Raw genomic sequence first — 16,935 nt, 5'->3', positions numbered from 1 at the left:
CTCGGCTTTTTTTTTTTTTGAACTGGCATATCATCGCGTCAGTTCATGAAGATGGGGTGCGCGATGAAACCGATCGCAAGCGGGATTCTGTCGGCCGCGACACTCTGCCTGTCCGCACCATCCGCGCTGGCCATGTACCTCAACGCCGGCGGCAGCGGGCAGGTGCTGGTGTATCCGTATTACACGGTCAACGGCGGGTACAACAGCTTCGTCACCATCACCAACTCCACAAGCGGCGGCAAGGCGGTCAAGGTACGCCTGCTCGAAGGCTACGACGGTCGCGACGTGATGGACTTCAACCTCTATCTCTCGCCGCACGACTACTGGGCCGGCGTGATCGTGCCGACCGCGGGCGGCGCGGCGATTTTTTCCGGCGACAACAGCTGCACCGTGCCGGCGCTGCCGACCACGGCGGCGACGGCGTTGCCGTTCACCACGGCGAACTTCGACGGCACGGGCGAGCAAGGCAAGGACGGCGGCCCGACCGGCGTCGCGCGCACGCGCGAAGGCCATGTCGAAATCATCGAGATGGGTGCACTGACCGGGCCGAGCGATACCTTGAAGGCCATCACGCATGCCTTCGGTGTCCCGGCCAATTGCGCCAGCGTGGTGAGCGCCTGGGCCAACGGCGGCAAGTGGACGATCGATTCGACCCGGGACATCGGCGCGCCTTCGGGAGGTTTGTCCGGCAACGCGATGATTCTGGATGTGGCCAACGGTGTGGTGTTCTCCTACGCCGCGGACGCCATCGCGCAGTTCTACGTCAAGGGTGGTCTTGGCGAACACAGCCGGCCGGACGCGCTGACGCCGAATATTTCCAGCGCCACTTCCCATGTTGCCGACATCCATACCGACGACGCGCCGCTGTCGCTGACCTACACGCGTTCCATCGATGCCGTGTCGGCGTTGTTCATGGCCGACAACGTGCAGAACGAATACTGGACGTCACCGGGTATCGCCGGGAATTCCGAGTGGGTGCTGACCTATCCGACGAAACGGTTTTATGTCGATCCGTACTACGCCGTGGACGCGGTACAGCCGCCGTTCGATGCAAGGTTTTCCGCTGTCAACGGCGGCACGGCCTTCAGCCAGATGAAGGTCGACAGCTGGGACCGTGAAGAAAGGAGCCCGGTGATCTTCGCTCCCTTCGGGTCGCTGCAGTCAGTATTCGGGCTGTCATACGAAACGCAGGTGCTCGGCTTCAACCAGGCTCAGCCCGGCTCGGCGTTGCTCGCGTCCAAACTGGTTTCCGGCGACTTCGTCGCGGGTATCGACAATGGATGGTTCCAGATTGCATTGGGAACGCAGGCCGTGGCCGGGTCGAATCAGCAACTCGTCGCTGCGGCCAACGGCGACATTCTCGTCGGCCAACCCGTCACCGGGTTCTGGGCCTTCGGTTTTGCCAATGGCGACGTGAACGGGCAACACGTGCTCGCCAACTATTCCGCGCTGTATCGCCACAAGATGCACGTCGGGTGCAAGCGCGTGGACGGCGCGCCTTGCACGTAGTGATCCGCGGCGGTTCAGGTCGCGGCTTTCAGCGCCGCGGCAAGACGCGCGAGTTGTTCGATCTTGTTCCAGTCACCGGCCTGGAGCAGGTTGCTCGGCGACAGCCAGGTGCCGCCGACGCAGACGACATTCGGGCTGGCGAGGAAATCGGGCGCGGTGTTCTCGCGGATGCCGCCGGTCGGGCAGAAGGTGATGCCGGGCAACGGCGAAGCCCAGGCCTTGAGCAGGTTGACCCCGCCCGCAGGCACGGCCGGGAAGAATTTCTGGAAGCGGTAACCGCGCTCGAACAGTGCCATCGCTTCGCTCGCGGTCGCCGCGGCGGGCAGCCACGGCAGCAGGCTGGCGTCGGCGGCGTCGAGCAGGTTGCGCGTTGCGCCCGGCGACACGGCGAAACGTGCTCCGGCGCGTTCGGAAGCTTTCAAGTCGTTCGACGTCAGCACGGTGCCGGAGCCGACGACGGCGCCTTCGACTTCGCTCGCGATCGCGCGGATCGCATCGAGCGCCACCGGCGTGCGCAGCGTGATCTCGATCGCCGGAATACCGCCGGCGACGAGCGCCTTGGCGAGCGGCACGGCCGCGGCGAGATCTTCGATCACGACGACGGCGACAACGGGGGCGAGGCGCAGGGTCTTTTCGACCTCGGACTGTTTCTTTTCGATCGGGGTGGTCATGATGATTCCTGTTCGTCATTCCGACAGCGATGGTCGGGAACACATGCCGGGGTCACATCTCAAAAAACGCTGGCGCCCGCGTCGGACGGCCCGACGGTATCACGGAACAATGAAAACAATTCGCGGCCCAGACCGACGTGGTGCGCAGCGAGGTTGCTCGCGCTTGCTGGCGCGCGCGAGTTGAATTCGTTCGCGTCCACTTTCACTTCGAGCGTGCCCGCATTCGCATCGAGACGCACGATGTCGCCGTCGCGGATCTTCGCGATCGCGCCGCCCGCCGCTGCCTCGGGCGTGAGGTGGATCGCCGCGGGCACCTTGCCCGAGGCGCCGGACATGCGCCCGTCGGTGACGAGCGCGACCTTGAAGCCGCGGTCCTGCAGCACGCCCAGCGTCGGCGTCAGCTTGTGCAGCTCGGGCATGCCGTTCGCGTGCGGGCCCTGGAAGCGCACCACGGCAATGAAATCGCGATCGAGATCGCCGCGCTCGAACGCGGCTTTCACGTCGTCCTGTTCCTCGAACACGATCGCCGGTGCCTCGATCACGACGCGTTCCGGCGCGACCGCGGAAATCTTGATCACCGCGCGGCCGAGATTGCCATCGAGCGCCTTCAGGCCGCCGTCGGGACGGAAGGGATTCGAGGCGGGGCGCAACACCGTGTCATCGAGGCTTGCCGCGGCGACGGGCACATGAACCAACTTTTTCTCTGCATCGAGCAGCGCGTGCTTGCGATAGCCGTCGAGACCGGTGCCGTTCACGGTGTTGACATCGGCGTGGACGAGTCCCGCATCGAGCAGTTGCGCAATGAGAAAATTCAGGCCGCCGGCGGCATGCAACTGGTTCACGTCGGCCTTGCCGTTCGGGTACACGCGCGCGAGCAACGGCACGGCGCTCGCGATCGCGTCGAAGTCTTCGAGTGTGACGATGATGCCGGCGGCACGCGCGATCGCGACGATGTGCAGCAGCAGGTTGGTCGAACCGCCGGTCGCATGCAGGCCGGCAATGCCGTTGACCAGCGCGCGCTCGTCGACGATGCGGCCGAGCGGCATGTATTCGTCGCCTAGCGCGGTGATCGCGGCGGCGCGTTCGACCGCGGCGGCGGTCAGTGCTTCGCGCAGCGCCGAGTTCGGCGCAACGAAGCTCGCGCCCGGCAGATGCAGGCCCATCAGTTCCATCAGCATCTGGTTCGAGTTCGCCGTGCCGTAGAACGTGCAGGTGCCGGGCGCGTGGTACGAAGCGGCTTCGGCGTCGAGCAGTTCGTCGCGGCTGGCCTTGCCCTCGGCGTAGAGCTGGCGCACTTTCGATTTCTGATCGTTCGGAATGCCGCTCGGCATCGGCCCGGACGGCACGAAGATACCGGGCAGGTGGCCGAAGGTCAGTGCGCCGATCATCAGGCCGGGCACGATCTTGTCGCAGATGCCGAGGTACAGCGCCGCGTCGAACATGTCGTGCGACAGCGACACCGCCGTGGCGAGCGCGATCACGTCGCGCGAGAACAGACTCATCTCCATGCCGGGTTGGCCCTGGGTTACGCCGTCGCACATCGCCGGTACGCCGCCGGCGACCTGCGCGGTCGCGCCGACCGCGCGCGCGGTGCGGCGGATCAACTCGGGGTAGGTTTCGTAGGGCTGGTGCGCCGAAAGCATGTCGTTGTAGGCGCTGACGATGCCGATGTTCGCGCGTGCGTTGGCGCGGATCGTCGCCTTGTCGTCGCTGCCGCAGGCGGCGAAGCCGTGCGCGAGGTTGCCGCAGGACAGGCGCTTGCGATGCGGGCCGTGGCCGCGTGCGCGGCCGATCTTGTCGAGGTAGGCCTCGCGCGTGGCGCGGCTGCGCTCGGCGATGCGTGCGGTGACTTTTGCGATGGTGGGGTTCAATGACATGACTTCACGCCTTCGTTTTTAAATCGTGACCTTCTGACTCGTGAAATGGATGAAGAGCATTGGTCACGGATCACACGGTTGAACACGAATGGATCGAAGCAATCCAAATATTCCCGATCCGTGTTCATCGGTGCAATCCGTGGCAAAAAACTCATTTCCTGTTGCATTCACGGGCACCAATACACCTTTACTGGCGCGCGAGCGTTGCGCAGCACAGTGCTGACCGGATACGTGCTGGCGGCGTGGCGTGCGGCTTCGAGCACCTTGCGTTTGCGTTCGCCTTCGATGTGCAGATAGATCGCGCGGCTGCGCAGGATCGCGGGCAGGGTCAGCGTGATGCGCGGCTCGCCGGCGCCTTGCGCGCGCATCGGCAGGACGATGGCATCGCTGCGCGGATCGGTCGCCGCGGCAAGATGGTCGCCGCCGGGGAAGAACGAAGCGGTGTGGCCGTCGTCGCCCATGCCGAGCACGAGCGCGTCGAACGGTGGGCGCAGGGCGGCGAGGGCGGCGGCGATCGCGGGCGCTCCCTGTTCCGGGGTCGCCGCATCAGCGGTGTAAAGCGGCACGAAGCGCGCGACGGCGGCGCGCCCCTGCAACAGGTTCGCGTGCACGAGGCCGGCGTTGGAGCGTGCGTCGTCGGGCGCCACCCAGCGTTCGTCGACGAGGGTGACGACGACGCTGCTCCAGTCGATCGCTTGCTGCGAAAGCGCCTGGAAAAAACGCGGCGGCGTCTTGCCGCCCGACACCGCAAGCAGCGCCGTACCGTTCGCGGCGATGCCTTGCGCGAGATCACCGGCCACTGCCGCGGCAAGCGCTGCGGCGAGCTGCGCGCCGTCCGCGTAGCGCTGGCAGTCGAGCGCGTTCATGCGTCGTTCGTGTCCGCGTCGTGCCAGGTACGGCCGTCGCGTTCGATCAGCGCGATGGCGGCGCTCGGACCCCAGGTGCCCGCGGTGTACGGCTTGGGCGCCTCGGGGTTGGCCTTCCATGCGGCGAGGATCGGATCGACCCAGCTCCATGCAGCCTCGACTTCGTCGCGGCGCATGAACAACGTCAGATTTCCGCGCACGACGTCGAGCAGCAGGCGCTCGTAGGCGTCGGGCTGCGACACGCCGAATGCTTCGGCGAAGCTCATGTCCAGCGGCACTTCCTGCAGGCGCAGCCCGCCGGGGCCGGGCGACTTGATCATCAGCCACAGTTTCACGCCTTCGTCGGGCTGCAGGCGCAGCACGAGCCTGTTCGGGGCGACCGGGCCCGCGCTCGGGGCGAAGATGGAATGCGGGATCTGGCGGAACTGGATGACGATTTCAGACACGCGCGCGGGCAGGCGCTTGCCGGTGCGCAGGTAGAACGGCACGCCGGCCCAGCGCCAGTTGTCGACCTCGGCCTTGATCGCGACGAAGGTGTCGGTATTCGAGCTCGGCTTGCCGAGATCCTCGAGATAACCCGGCACCGCGCCGCCGTTGCTCGCGCCTGCGCGGTACTGGCCGCGCACGGTGCTGATGATCGCGTTGTTCTGGTCGATGGGTTTAAGCGAGCGCAGCACCTTGAGTTTCTCGTCGCGCACCGCGTCGGCATCGAGCGAGGCAGGCGGCTCCATCGCGACCATGCAGAGCAGCTGCAGCAGATGGTTCTGCACCATGTCGCGCAAGGCGCCGGCGTTGTCGTAGTAGGCGCCGCGTTTTTCCAGGCCGACCGTCTCGGCGACGGTAATCTGCACGTGGTCGATGCGGCGGGCGTTCCACAGCGGCTCGAACAGCACGTTGCCGAAACGCAATGCGAGCAGATTCTGCACCGTCTCCTTGCCGAGATAGTGGTCGATGCGGAACACGTGCCGTTCGTCGAACGCGCTGGCGACGTCGTTGTTGATCACGGTCGCGCTGGCCAGATCGCTGCCGATCGGTTTCTCGATCACGACGCGCGCATCGTCGCCGTTGAGGCCGTGCGCGCGCAGGCGGTTGCAGATCGCCACGAACAGACTCGGGCTCGTCGACAGATAGAACACGCGCACCCGACCGGCGCGTGATTTGAGGTCGGCTTCGAATTCGTTCCAGCCGGTGTCCTGGGTCGCGTCGAGGCCGAAGTAGTGCACCATCGCGAGAAAGCGCTCGACCGTCGCCGCCTCGGCGTTCTTCACGTGCTGTGCGATCGCCGCACGCACGCCTTCGCGATACGACGGATCGTCGCCGTGGGTGCGCGCGACGCCGACGATGCGGCTGTCGGGCGGAATCTGTCCGTCTGCATAACGACGGTACATCGCCGGCAGCAGCTTGCGCATGGCGAGGTCGCCGGTGCCGCCGAAGATCACCAGATCAAACAGGTCGACCACTTTCATTTCTGCCACGGGTGCGCTCCGGATGCTCGATTTCGAGAATTGTAATTTGCGCCGTAATGATACCACTTTCATACCACTGATTGGCAATACCCGCGGATGACTCCGTCTTTGTTCGTCATTCCGGCGGCTCTCGGCGGCCGACCTCGCCGGCATCCTTTGTACCTGATCGTCCGCCGCCGCATTGCAATAGGGACCCGAGACGGCCAAAAGCAGGTGTATCGTGCGCGCATGCGCGAAACATGCATCGGGCTGAGTGGCAAAAGTGGTATTTCATTGGTATGATGATGGCATGCAACCGACCCTGTACGGTGAATATCGCAAGCTCGACCGCGGCGGTGAGGCGCGACGCTCGCTCGCCTATCTGCGCCTGCGCCGCGCGATCCAGAATGCGATCGAGTTCGGCGCATTTCCGCCCGGGCATGCGCTGCCCAGTGAACGCGACCTGGCGAAGAAGCTCGCATTGTCGCGCGTCACCGTGCGCAAGGCGATCGGTGGGCTCGTCGAGGACGGCCTGCTGACCCAGCGTCACGGTGCGGGCACGTTCGTCGCCGAGCGCATCGTCAAGTCGTTCTCGCGCCTGACCGGATTCACCGACGATTTGCGCGCGCGCGGCCTCAAGCCGCGGGTGAAGTTTCTCGAACGCGGCGTCGGTGAAGTCACGCCCGAGGAGGCGATGGCGCTGAACCTGTCGCCGGGCGCCGACGTGATCCGCCTGCGTCGCCTGCGCTTTGCCGACGACAAGCCGCTCGCGGTCGAAGCCACGGTCGTGCCGGCCGCGGTCATCGCCGATCCGAATGCGATCAAGCTTTCGCTTTACGATGCGCTTGGACAGATCGGCTGCCGGCCGACGCGTGCGCTGCAGCGCCTGCGTGCCATCGCGCTCGGTGCGGACGATGCGGAACTGCTCGAATGCGACACCGGCAGTCCGGCATTGGCGATCGAGCGCCGCGCCTTTCTGGACGATGGCCGCGTGGTCGAGTTCACCACTTCGCTGTACCGCGGCGACGCCTACGACTTCGTCGCCGAACTGCATGGCGGATAGGCAGCTTCCGATTTCCCCCGCAACGAATTCCCGCTACCATGCCGGACTTGGATGACAACGATGTCAAGCACATGCTGAAGCCAAATCAGACCAAGATGCACCACGAAGCCGGCGAGGCCGCCGACGCGATCCGGCGCCAACTCGCCGCCAACGACGCCATCGTCGCCGCGCTGGTGGAAAGACTGAGGGCCGCGCCGCCACGATTCATCGTCACCTGCGCGCGCGGCAGCTCGGATCACGCGGCCACGTTCGGCAAATACGTGTTCGAAACGCAGATCGGCCTGATGACCGCGTCGGCCTCGCCGTCGATCAGCTCGATCTATCAGGCACGGCAGCAATTGGCCGGCGCGCTTTACATCGCGATCTCGCAGTCAGGCGGCAGCCCCGATCTCGTGCGTGCGGCGAGCGGTGCGCGCGAGGCCGGTGCGCATGTGGTCGCACTCGTCAACATCGAGGATTCGCCGCTGGCCAAGGTGGCCGACACGGTGGTGCCGTTGCGCGCGGGGCCGGAACTCAGCGTCGCTGCGACCAAAAGCTATCTTTGCGCGTTGTCCGCGCTCGTGCACGTCGCCGCGCGCTGGAACGGCGATGAGGCGTTGTTCGCGGCATTGCAGGCGACGCCCGCGGCGATGCGCGCGACCTGGGCGATGGATTGGTCGCCGCTGGTCGACGGGCTGGCCGGGGCGAACAATCTGTTCGTCGTCGGCCGCGGCCTCGGTCTGGGCGCGGCACAGGAAGCCGCGCTCAAGCTCAAGGAAACCTGCGGTCTGCATGCCGAGGCGTTCAGTTCGGCCGAGGTCAAGCACGGGCCGATGGCGCTGGTCGGTCGCGATTTCCCGGTGTTGTTCCTGACCCAGCAGGACGAGTCCTTCGCCGGCACGCGCGAGGTGGCCGACGAGTTCGCCGCGCGCGGCGCGAAGGTGTGGCTGACCTCGCCCGACGCTGCGCAGCCGCAGCGCTTGCCGGTCGCGGCCGCGCCGCATCCGGTCTGCGCGCCGCTGATTGCGGTGCAGGGCTTCTACAAGGCGGCGAATGCGCTTTCGATTGCGCGCGGGCACAATCCCGACATGCCGCCGCACTTGAACAAAGTCACGAGGACCGTCTGATGGCCACAACTGCACTGGTCAACGCCAGGGTGCTCGTCGAGGAAGGTTTCCGCGAAGGGTTGGCCGTGTTGCTCGAAGACGGGCGCATCGCCGACGTCGCCGAGGAGGCGCGCGTGCGCGCGCGTGCGCAACGCGTGCACGACCTGCAAGGCGCAAGCCTCGCTCCGGGCTTCATCGACACCCAGGTCAATGGCGGTGGCGGCGTGCTGTTCAACGACGACACCAGCGTCGAGGCGGTACGTCGCATCGCGCAGGCGCATCGCCGCTATGGCACGACCGGCATGTTGCCGACCCTGATCAGCGACGATGCCGAAGTCATGCGGCGCGCAATCGCCGCGGTCGATGCCGCGATCGAACAACGCGTGCCGGGCGTGCTCGGCATCCATCTCGAAGGCCCGTATCTGGCGCCGGCGCGCAAGGGCGTGCACGATCCGGGCAAGTTCCGCGTGCCCGCTGCGGACGAGATCGCGATGGCGGCCTCGCTGCGTCACGGCAGAACCTTGCTGACGCTGGCGCCGGACCGCGTTCCGGCCGAGACGATCCGTGCCTTCGTCGCGCGCGGCGTCGTCGTCGCCGCCGGCCACACGGCGGCAAGCTACGAGCAGACGCGCGCCGCGCTCGATCTTGGCGTGCGTGGCTTCACCCATCTCTACAACGCGATGACGCCGCTCAGCGGACGCGAGCCTGGCGTCGTCGGTGCTGCGCTCGACGATGCCGCGAGCTGGTGCGGCGTGATCGTCGACGGCCACCACGTGCATGCGGCTTCACTGCGCGTCGCGCTGGCGGCGAAGCCGCGCGGCAAGATCGTCCTCGTCACCGATGCGATGTCGCCGGTCGGCTCGGACAATCCCTCGTTCCGCATCAACGGTCAGATCGCGACCGCGCGCGACGGCTTGCTCACCGTGCCCGACGGCACGCTGGCCGGCTCCGTGCTCGACATGGCGCAGGCGGTACGCAACACCGTCGCCTGGCTCGATGTGCCGCTGGACGAGGCGCTGCGCATGGCGTCGACGTACCCCGCGGAATTCATCGGCCTCGGCGCCACGCACGGGCGCATCGCGCCGGGCTATGCGGCGGATCTGGTCGCGCTCGGCGATCGGGCGCAGGTTGTTGCAACCTGGATCGGCGGCGATCTCGAAGAACACCAGTGACGCAATCGCCCCGGCATGCGCCGGGCGCGGCGACCACGCCCGTGGCGCCTAGTGCGCGACCGGCATGGTGAACTGCGCGCCCTTGGCGATCGAGTCGGGCCAGCGCTGCATCACGCTCTTGTAGCGCGTGTAGAAGCGCACGCCTTCCTCGCCGTAGATGTGCGCGTCGCCGAACAGCGAACGCTTCCAGCCGCCGAACGAATGCCAGGCCATCGGCACGGGAATCGGCACGTTGATGCCGACCATGCCGCACTGGATCTGGCGCGCGAACGCGCGCGCCACGCCGCCGTCCGAGGTGTAGCAAGACACGCCGTTGCCGAATTCGTGCGCGTTGATCAGCTCGACCGCGCTGGCGAAATCCGGCACGCGCACGATGCCGAGCACCGGGCCGAAAATTTCCTCGCGATGGATCTTCATGCCGGGCTGGACGTGGTCGAACAGCGTACCGCCGAGGAAGAACCCGCTTTCGTGTCCGGCGACGACATGGCCGCGGCCGTCGACGACGAGCTTCGCGCCTTCGGCGACTCCAGCCTCGATATAACCGACGACTTTCTCGCGATGTGTCGCCGTGACCAGCGGGCCCATCTCGACGCCGGCATCGAGGCCGCTGCCGATCTTCAGCGCGTTGATGCGCGGCACGAGCCGCTCGATGAGCTTGTCTGCCACGTCGCCGACCGCGACCGCGACCGAGATCGCCATGCAACGTTCGCCGGCCGAGCCGTAGGCGGCGCCGATCAGCGCGTCGACCGCCTGATCAAGGTCAGCGTCCGGCATCACGATGAGATGGTTCTTCGCTCCGCCGAGTGCCTGCACGCGCTTGCCGCGCGCGGTGCCTTGCGTGTAGATGTATTCGGCGATCGGCGTCGAGCCGACGAAGGACAGCGCAGCCACATCCGCGTGTTCAATCAACGCATCGACCGCGGCCTTGTCGCCGTGCACGACGTTGAACACGCCGTCGGGCAGGCCGGCCTGCTTGAGCAATTTCGCGACCAGCAGTGACGGTGAGGGATCTCGCTCCGACGGTTTCAGCACGAACGTGTTGCCGCAGGCCAGCGCGATCGGAATCATCCACATCGGCACCATGAACGGAAAGTTGAACGGCGTGATCCCGGCGACGACGCCGAGCGGCTGGCGCAGGCTGTAATTGTCGATGCCGCCGCCGATCTGGTCGGTGAACTGGCCCTTGAGCAGATGCGGCGCGGCGCAGGCGAACTCGACGACTTCGATGCCGCGCGTGACCTCGCCCTTCGCATCGGAAAACACCTTGCCGTGTTCGCGCGTGATCAACCCGGCGAACTCGTCGGCATGCGCGTCGAGCAGCGCCTTGAACGCGAACAGGATGCGCGCGCGCTTGAGCGGCGCGGTTTCGCTCCAGGCGGGGAATGCGCGCCGCGCCGCGGCGACCGCGGTGCCGACTTCTTCCGTGTTCGCGAGCGCGACTTGGGCGGCGATGCTGCCCCGCGCGGGGTCGAACACGGGGGCGTGGCGACCGCTGGCACCCGCGACCTCGCGGCCGTCGATGTGATGGGCGATCTGGCGAACGGAAAGCTCGGGGGATTGGCGGTTCATGGGGCGCTTCGTGGATGTCCGAAAATGGCGTCTCCAATCCTACAACTTATCCGTGGCTGTCGCCGATTTCCGCGGCCGCTCCGGCGCGAACTTTGCATTCTTTGACACCCCCGCAGTGCCGGCGTAGCGTGTCGCGCACCGTTCGCGCAACGCGACGGCATTTTTTGGGGATTCGTCATGAAAGCAAGTTTGTTGCTAGCGGCAGCGTGCGCCTGCTTGTTCAGCGCACAAGCATTGGCCGACGACGCCCGTGCCTACAAGGAAGGCCCGGTAACGCAGGTTACCTACGTCAAGGTCAAGCCCGGACAGTTCGACAACTACATGAAATGGCTGGACGCCAACTACAAACCGCTCAACGAAGCATTGATGAAAGCCAAGGTCATCGTCAGTTTCAACGTGTACGGGCAGGATGCACGCGATCCTCACGATGCCGATCTGCTCCTTACTGTCACCTACGCCAACATGGCGGCGCTCGACAATCTCGACGAACGCACCGACCCGATCCTCGAGAAATTCCAGGGTGGCCGCGACAAGCAGAACCAGGGGTTCGCCGATCGCAGTTCGATGCGTGAAATCCTCGGCAGCAAGCTGATTCGCGAGCTCGTTCTCAAGTAGCATCGTCATCACGTCGACCGGCCCGGCGGCCGCCGGGCCGGTCGCGCCCGGCAGACAACAAGCGGTTGCTTCGCGAGCTTTGCTCTCGCAGCGGTTACCGGTATCGTGCCGGCATGATCGAAATCAAAACATTCAACGGCGCGCAGATCGCGTCCTGGCTCGATGCCGTGGCGGCCTTGCGCATCGCCGTGTTCCGCGACTGGCCCTACCTTTACGCCGGCGATCGCGACTACGAGAAACAGTATCTGGCGACCTACGCCAAATCGGCTGAAAGCCTGTTCGTGCTGGCGCTCGACGGCACGCGGGTGATCGGCGCTTCGACCGGAATTCCGCTCGCCGACGAAACCGCGGCATTCCAGAAACCGTTCCTCGACCGCGGCATCGCGCTCGGCGACGTGTTCTACTTCGGCGAATCGGTGCTGCTGCACGAATACCGCGGTTACCGCCTCGGTCATCGTTTCTTCGATGAGCGCGAAGGCTATGCGCGGCGCCTGGGGCGTTTCGCGCTCACCGCGTTCTGCGCGGTCGAGCGCAGCCCCGAGGATCCGCGCAAGCCGGACGGTTTCCGTGCGAACGATGCGTTCTGGAACAAGCGCGGCTACACGCGCCAGGACGACATGTTCTGCGCGATCCACTGGCAGGAAATCGGCGCGAGCGCGGCGACGCCGCATCGGTTGCGGTTCTGGTTGCGTCCGCTCAGTTGATGTCCGCCGCCGTCTTGCGCTTGTACTCGCACAAGCCGCGGATCACGCATTGCGGGCAATCGGGCTTGCGCGCCTTGCACACATAGCGGCCGTGCAGGATCAGCCAGTGATGCGCGTCGAGCTTGAATTCCTCGGGCACGGCTTTTTCCAGCTTGTCCTCGACCGCGCGCACGGTTTTCCCCGGCGCGAGCCCGGTGCGGTTGGCGACGCGGAAGATATGCGTGTCGACCGCGATCGTCGGCAGGCCGAACGCGGTATTGAGCACGACATTCGCGGTCTTGCGGCCGACGCCGGGCAGCGCTTGGAGTTCTTCGCGCGTGCGCGGCACCTCGCCGGCGTATCGTTCGACGAGGATGGCGCAGGTCGCGATCACGTTCTTCGCCTTGGCGTTGAACAGGCCGATCGTGGAAATGCAGCCGCGCAGCTTTTCCTCGCCGAGCGCGAGGATGGCCTGCGCGGTGCCGGCGATGGGGTACAGCTTGCGCGTGGCCTTGTTGACGCCGACGTCGGTGGCCTGTGCGGACAGGATCACCGAGACCAGCAACTGGAACGGCGACGCGTATTCGAGTTCGCTGCGCGGTTTCGGGTTGACCTCGCGCAGGCGGCGGAAGATTTCCGCGCGTTTTTCCGCATTCATGGATGGGGCATTTCCTTCTTCGCCCTGGCGCGCGCGATCGCTTCGAACACGGCGCTGCGCGTACCTGCATGCACCTCGGCCTTGCGCGCGGCGATCGCATGTTCGTGTTCGCCGCGCTCGCGCGCGAGCCGCGAATTGCGCGCATCGTAGCGTCGGCGATAGTGATCGGCACGCGCGTTGTGCGGGGCATCCGATTGCGCATCGTCGACGACCATCACGATGCAGTCGACGGGGCAGGCAGGAATGCACAACTCGCAGCCGTTGCATTCTTCGCGCAGCACGGTGTGCATCAGCTTGTTCGCGCCGACGATCGCATCGACCGGGCACACCTGGATGCACTTGGTGCAGCCGATGCAGGCCTGCTCGTCGATGACCGCGATCTCGGCCGGCTTGTCGATGCCGTTCGCCGGATTGAGCGGCTTCTCGCCGCGCCCGAGCAGGGCGGCAAGGTCGCGGATTCCTTGCGCGCCGCCGGGCGGGCACTGGTTGATGTCGGCGTCGCCCGCGGCAATCGCCTCGGCGTAGGCCAGGCAGGCAGGGTAGCCGCAGCGCGTGCACTGCGTCTGCGGCAGCAGGGCGTCGATGCGCGAGACGAGTTCTGACGTCACGGCGGCGGTTGCGGCTTGCGCTGCTTGTCCAGCCACACTTCCAGTCCCTGCGTGTTCAGTTCGATATCCATGGCCAGCAGTTCGTGCACCTGCGCGGCGTCGAACGTGCAGCCGTGCGCCTGCGCACGCGAGGTGTACAGCGCGGCGAGGTCGCCGGCAATGCGCGCGTGCCGGTCGGCGTCGCTCGCGTGCGCCGTCGCGATGGCGACCATCGCATCGATCTGCGTATGCAAATCCTGCGCGAGGCGTGGCACGTCGCCGACCCGGCTGTAATGGGTCAGGAACATCTGCTGCGGCTCGTGTTCGAGCATGCGCGCGATCGACGCCTTGAGCGCGTCCGGCTCGAACTGCACCGGCGTCGAGGTCGGCAGGATGAACGCGCCCTGCTCGGTATCGAACTCGCGGTACGACAAACCGAACGTGTCGCCGGTGAAGAACGCATGGCTGGCCGCATCCCGGATGCTGATGTGGTGGCGCGCGTGCCCCGGCGTGTCGAGGCAGCGCAGTTCGCGCCCGGCGAGATCGACGATATGGCCTTCGGGTGCTTCGACCACGCGCGCGGCGGGCACCGGCACCAGCGTGCCGTAGCTGCGCGCGATTTCCTCGGCGCCGTAGACCGCCGTTGCGCCGGCGATCAGTGCGGAGGGGTCGATCATGTGGCGCGCGCCACGCGGATGCACGACCAGCTTCGCGTTCGGCAGCGACTGCATCGCAAGGCCGGCGCCGCCGGCGTGGTCGAGATGCACATGAGTGAGGATTACCCAGTCGACCGCGTCGACGCCGAGGCCCCTGACGCGGAGCGCATCGAGCAAGCGCGCAATCGAATGGTTGCTGCCGACGTCGATGAACGCCGCGCGGCCGTTGTGGATGATCAAGTGGCTGGCGTCGAACTGCGGGCGGACGAAGCCGGTGTCGATCGCGCTGATGCCGTGGTCGAAATCGATCGTTTGCGCGCTCACTTCACCTGCGCTCCCGGGCGCGCGCCCTGATCGGCATCGAGCAGGAACAGGTCCGCATCGCCCGTGCCCGCGGACAGGATCATGCCTTCGGACACGCCGAAGCGCATCTTGCGCGGCGCGAGGTTGGCGATGAAGACGACGTTGCGGCCGACCAGGTTCGAAGGCTCGGCGTAGGCGGCGCGGATGCCCGAGAAGATCTGGCGCTTGCCGAGTTCGCCGGCATCGAGCTCGAAGCGCAGCAGCTTGTCCGAACCGTCGACGAAGGTGCAGGCGTGGACCTTGCCGATGCGCAGATCGAGCTTGGCGAAGTCGTCGATCGAGATGAAACCGCCGGATGCCGCCGCGGGATTGCCGCCCGCGGGTGCAGCCGCTGCCGCGGCCTTGACCGAGTTCTTCGTTGCTTGCGCCGCGGTTGCGGCGGCGCCGGACTGCAGCGACTCCTTCGACGCCTCGATCATCGCCTCGACCTTCTTCGCATCGATGCGCGCGGCGAGCACGGAGAATTCGTTGATGGCGATGCCGAGCAGGGGCTGGGTTGCCGCGTCGAAGCGTGTCGGCGTCTCGTGGAACAGCGCCAGTGCACGCGCGGCGGTGGCCGGCACGATCGGTGCGAGATGGACGCTGAGCAGGCGGAAGTAGTTCAGCGCGAGCGTGCACACCGCATGCAGGCGCTCGAACTTCGACTCGTCCTTGGCCAGGTTCCACGGCGCGTTCGCGGCGACGTAGGCGTTGGCGTCGTCGGCCACCGCCATGATGTCGCGCGTGGCTGCGGCGAACTCGCCCGCATCGAACAGCACGGCACAGTGCGCGAGCCGGCGTGCGGCGTCGGCATAGCGCGCCGCTTCGTCCGCCGGCAGCGTCGCGGCCAGTCTGCCGCCGAAATGCTTGTGCACGAACGCCGCCGTGCGGCTGGCGATGTTCACCCACTTGCCGACGAGATGCGAATTGACGCGCTCCTCGAACGCCTTGAGATCGAGATCGACGTCGACCGGCGCCGGCCCGAGGATCGTCGCGAAGTAGTAGCGCAGATGGTCGGCATCGAGACCCGCGTCGAGGTACGTGCGTGCCATGACGAAGGTGCCGCGCGACTTCGACATCTTCGCGCCGTTGACGGTGAGATAGCCGTTGACGTGCAGCGCGGTCGGCGTGCGCAGCTTCGCGCCGTGCAACATCGCCGGCCAGAACAGGCCATGGAAATTGACGATGTCCTTGCCAATGAAGTGATGCATCTCGGTCGCACTGTTCGGCGCGAGCCAGGCGTCGAAATCGGCACCGGTCTTCGCACACCAATTCTTGAAGCTGGCGAGATAGCCGACCGGGGCATCGAGCCAGACGTAGAAGAATTTGCCCGGCGCGCCGGGAATCGGGAAACCGAAGTAGGGCGCATCGCGCGAGATGTCCCAGTCGCGCACGCCGCCTTCGGCGTCGAGCCATTCCTTGAGCTTGGCCGCGACCGAGGAATGCACGACCGGCTTGCTGCCGGTCAGCTTGCCGGCGAGCCAGCCACGCAGCAGCGTGGTGAAATCGCCGACCTTGAAGAAGTAGTGCTCCGAGTCGCGCAGTTCCGGCGTCGCCCCCGAGACGACCGAATGCGGGTCGATCAGGTCGGTCGGCGCATACGTCGCGCCGCAATTCTCGCAATTGTCGCCGTACTGGTCGGGCGTGCCGCAGTTCGGGCAGGTGCCCTTGATGTAGCGGTCGGGCAGGAACATCTGCTTGACCGGATCGTAAAGCTGGCGGATCGCGCGCTTCTCGATGTGCTGCGCATCGCGCAGGCGCGTGTAGATCAGGCCCGCGAGTTCGCGGTTCTCGTCGGAATGCGTGGTGTAGTAGTTGTCGTAGACCACGCCGAAGTCGGCGAAGTCGCGCTCGTGCGAGGCCTGGATGCCCTGGATGAACTGCTCGGGCGCGAGGCCGGCTTTCTCGGCAGCGAGCATGATCGGCGTGCCGTGCGCGTCGTCCGCGCTGACGAACACGACCTTGTCGCCGGCCATGCGCCGCGCGCGCACCCAGATGTCGCACTGCAGATAGCCGAGCAGATGGCCGATATGCAGCGGGCCGTTCGCGTAGGGCAGGGCGTGGGTGACGAGGATTTCGCGCGAGGACATGGACGACGTTTCCGGAGAGATCGCCGCGGATTATCGCATGGCGGTTC

General features: G+C 66.2%; 15 protein-coding genes. 6 read left to right on the top strand and 9 right to left on the bottom strand.

From position 1 onward, the window contains the following. The first annotated feature begins 63 nt into the window (after positions 1–63). On the top strand, positions 64–1,509 hold the full coding sequence (locus tag AC16HO_RS09705; RefSeq protein ID WP_395642339.1) for a hypothetical protein: 1,446 nt from the start codon (positions 64–66) through the stop codon (positions 1,507–1,509). Between the two features lie 14 nt (positions 1,510–1,523). Here the strand turns inward: AC16HO_RS09705 and eda are convergent, their stop codons facing one another. From eda to zwf, 4 genes are all read right to left on the bottom strand, one after another. Further along, positions 1,524–2,180 carry a bifunctional 4-hydroxy-2-oxoglutarate aldolase/2-dehydro-3-deoxy-phosphogluconate aldolase gene (gene eda / locus AC16HO_RS09700; RefSeq protein ID WP_395642338.1) on the bottom strand — a complete coding sequence of 219 codons (657 nt, stop codon included), beginning with the start codon at positions 2,178–2,180 and terminating at the stop codon, positions 1,524–1,526. 59 nt (positions 2,181–2,239) lie between these two features. Further along, positions 2,240–4,057 (bottom strand): phosphogluconate dehydratase, encoded by a 1,818-nt coding sequence (gene edd / locus AC16HO_RS09695; RefSeq protein WP_484335400.1) that lies wholly within the window; start codon positions 4,055–4,057, stop codon positions 2,240–2,242. A gap of 167 nt (positions 4,058–4,224) precedes the next feature. After that, on the bottom strand, positions 4,225–4,923 hold the full coding sequence (pgl, locus tag AC16HO_RS09690; RefSeq protein ID WP_395642337.1) for a 6-phosphogluconolactonase: 699 nt from the start codon (positions 4,921–4,923) through the stop codon (positions 4,225–4,227). Continuing rightward, positions 4,920–6,389 carry a glucose-6-phosphate dehydrogenase gene (gene zwf, locus AC16HO_RS09685; RefSeq protein ID WP_395642633.1) on the bottom strand — a complete coding sequence of 490 codons (1,470 nt, stop codon included), beginning with the start codon at positions 6,387–6,389 and terminating at the stop codon, positions 4,920–4,922. Before zwf ends, pgl begins: the two co-directional genes overlap by 4 nt. 289 nt (positions 6,390–6,678) lie before the next feature. Between zwf and AC16HO_RS09680 the strand changes: the two genes are divergently transcribed. The 3 genes from AC16HO_RS09680 to nagA all read left to right on the top strand — a co-directional run bounded on the left by AC16HO_RS09680 (position 6,679) and on the right by nagA (position 9,688). Further along, a complete protein-coding gene (locus AC16HO_RS09680) occupies positions 6,679–7,431 on the top strand; it encodes a GntR family transcriptional regulator (RefSeq protein WP_395642336.1) in 753 nt (250 codons plus the stop codon). A 71-nt stretch (positions 7,432–7,502) separates the two neighbouring features. Then, positions 7,503–8,537: an SIS domain-containing protein gene (locus AC16HO_RS09675; RefSeq protein ID WP_395642335.1), complete on the top strand. Its 1,035-nt coding sequence runs from the start codon at positions 7,503–7,505 to the stop codon at positions 8,535–8,537. Further along, positions 8,537–9,688: an N-acetylglucosamine-6-phosphate deacetylase gene (gene nagA, locus AC16HO_RS09670; RefSeq protein WP_395642334.1), complete on the top strand. Its 1,152-nt coding sequence runs from the start codon at positions 8,537–8,539 to the stop codon at positions 9,686–9,688. Before AC16HO_RS09675 ends, nagA begins: the two co-directional genes overlap by 1 nt. Positions 9,689–9,736: 48 nt before the next feature. Here nagA and AC16HO_RS09665 read toward each other — a convergent pair whose 3' ends face one another. Next, positions 9,737–11,257: a CoA-acylating methylmalonate-semialdehyde dehydrogenase gene (locus AC16HO_RS09665; RefSeq protein ID WP_395642333.1), complete on the bottom strand. Its 1,521-nt coding sequence runs from the start codon at positions 11,255–11,257 to the stop codon at positions 9,737–9,739. A 177-nt stretch (positions 11,258–11,434) separates the two neighbouring features. Here AC16HO_RS09665 and AC16HO_RS09660 point away from each other — a divergent pair, with 177 nt between their 5' ends. Together AC16HO_RS09660 and AC16HO_RS09655 are read left to right on the top strand one after the other, a co-directional pair. After that, entirely contained in the window at positions 11,435–11,872 is a 438-nt protein-coding gene (locus tag AC16HO_RS09660) for a hypothetical protein (RefSeq protein WP_395642332.1), read from the top strand. 113 nt (positions 11,873–11,985) lie between these two features. Continuing rightward, positions 11,986–12,576: a GNAT family N-acetyltransferase gene (locus AC16HO_RS09655; protein ID WP_395642331.1), complete on the top strand. Its 591-nt coding sequence runs from the start codon at positions 11,986–11,988 to the stop codon at positions 12,574–12,576. Here AC16HO_RS09655 and nth read toward each other — a convergent pair. Genes nth through metG form a run of 4 tightly spaced genes read right to left on the bottom strand, consistent with a single transcriptional unit; the run spans position 12,569 to position 16,888 of the window. Further along, positions 12,569–13,213, bottom strand: coding sequence for an endonuclease III (nth, locus tag AC16HO_RS09650; protein WP_395642330.1), 645 nt, complete (start codon positions 13,211–13,213; stop codon positions 12,569–12,571). The genes AC16HO_RS09655 and nth overlap by 8 nt on opposite strands. Next, positions 13,210–13,821 (bottom strand): RnfABCDGE type electron transport complex subunit B, encoded by a 612-nt coding sequence (locus AC16HO_RS09645; RefSeq protein WP_395642329.1) that lies wholly within the window; start codon positions 13,819–13,821, stop codon positions 13,210–13,212. The genes nth and AC16HO_RS09645 overlap by 4 nt, the downstream gene beginning before the upstream one ends. Beyond that, complete coding sequence (locus AC16HO_RS09640) at positions 13,818–14,780, bottom strand: MBL fold metallo-hydrolase (protein WP_395642328.1); 963 nt, start codon at positions 14,778–14,780, stop codon at positions 13,818–13,820. Before AC16HO_RS09640 ends, AC16HO_RS09645 begins: the two co-directional genes overlap by 4 nt. Further along, the gene (gene metG / locus AC16HO_RS09635; RefSeq protein WP_395642327.1) at positions 14,777–16,888 is read right to left on the bottom strand and encodes a methionine--tRNA ligase; all 2,112 of its coding nucleotides are present in this window, start codon (positions 16,886–16,888) and stop codon (positions 14,777–14,779) included. The genes AC16HO_RS09640 and metG overlap by 4 nt, the downstream gene beginning before the upstream one ends. Positions 16,889–16,935: the final 47 nt, after the last annotated feature.

It is taken from the genome of Rudaea sp. (assembly GCF_057139185.1).
Note: the sequence above shows the minus strand (reverse complement) of the source record. Positions and strands in the feature narration are given on the sequence as shown.

Bases quoted from the DNA above. Each gene is read 5' to 3' on its own strand.
- eda (WP_395642338.1), bottom strand. From the start codon at position 2,180: ATGACCACCCCGATCGAAAAGAAACAGTCCGAGGTCGAAAAGACCCTG.
- nagA (WP_395642334.1), top strand. From the start codon at position 8,537: ATGGCCACAACTGCACTGGTCAACGCCAGGGTGCTCGTCGAGGAAGGT.
- AC16HO_RS09655 (WP_395642331.1), top strand. From the start codon at position 11,986: ATGATCGAAATCAAAACATTCAACGGCGCGCAGATCGCGTCCTGGCTC.
- AC16HO_RS09680 (WP_395642336.1), top strand. From the start codon at position 6,679: ATGCAACCGACCCTGTACGGTGAATATCGCAAGCTCGACCGCGGCGGT.
- nth (WP_395642330.1), bottom strand. From the start codon at position 13,213: ATGAATGCGGAAAAACGCGCGGAAATCTTCCGCCGCCTGCGCGAGGTC.
- AC16HO_RS09665 (WP_395642333.1), bottom strand. From the start codon at position 11,257: ATGAACCGCCAATCCCCCGAGCTTTCCGTTCGCCAGATCGCCCATCAC.
- pgl (WP_395642337.1), bottom strand. From the start codon at position 4,923: ATGAACGCGCTCGACTGCCAGCGCTACGCGGACGGCGCGCAGCTCGCC.
- zwf (WP_395642633.1), bottom strand. From the start codon at position 6,389: ATGAAAGTGGTCGACCTGTTTGATCTGGTGATCTTCGGCGGCACCGGC.
- AC16HO_RS09660 (WP_395642332.1), top strand. From the start codon at position 11,435: ATGAAAGCAAGTTTGTTGCTAGCGGCAGCGTGCGCCTGCTTGTTCAGC.
- edd (WP_484335400.1), bottom strand. From the start codon at position 4,057: ATGTCATTGAACCCCACCATCGCAAAAGTCACCGCACGCATCGCCGAG.
- AC16HO_RS09675 (WP_395642335.1), top strand. From the start codon at position 7,503: ATGCTGAAGCCAAATCAGACCAAGATGCACCACGAAGCCGGCGAGGCC.
- metG (WP_395642327.1), bottom strand. From the start codon at position 16,888: ATGTCCTCGCGCGAAATCCTCGTCACCCACGCCCTGCCCTACGCGAAC.
- AC16HO_RS09705 (WP_395642339.1), top strand. From the start codon at position 64: ATGAAACCGATCGCAAGCGGGATTCTGTCGGCCGCGACACTCTGCCTG.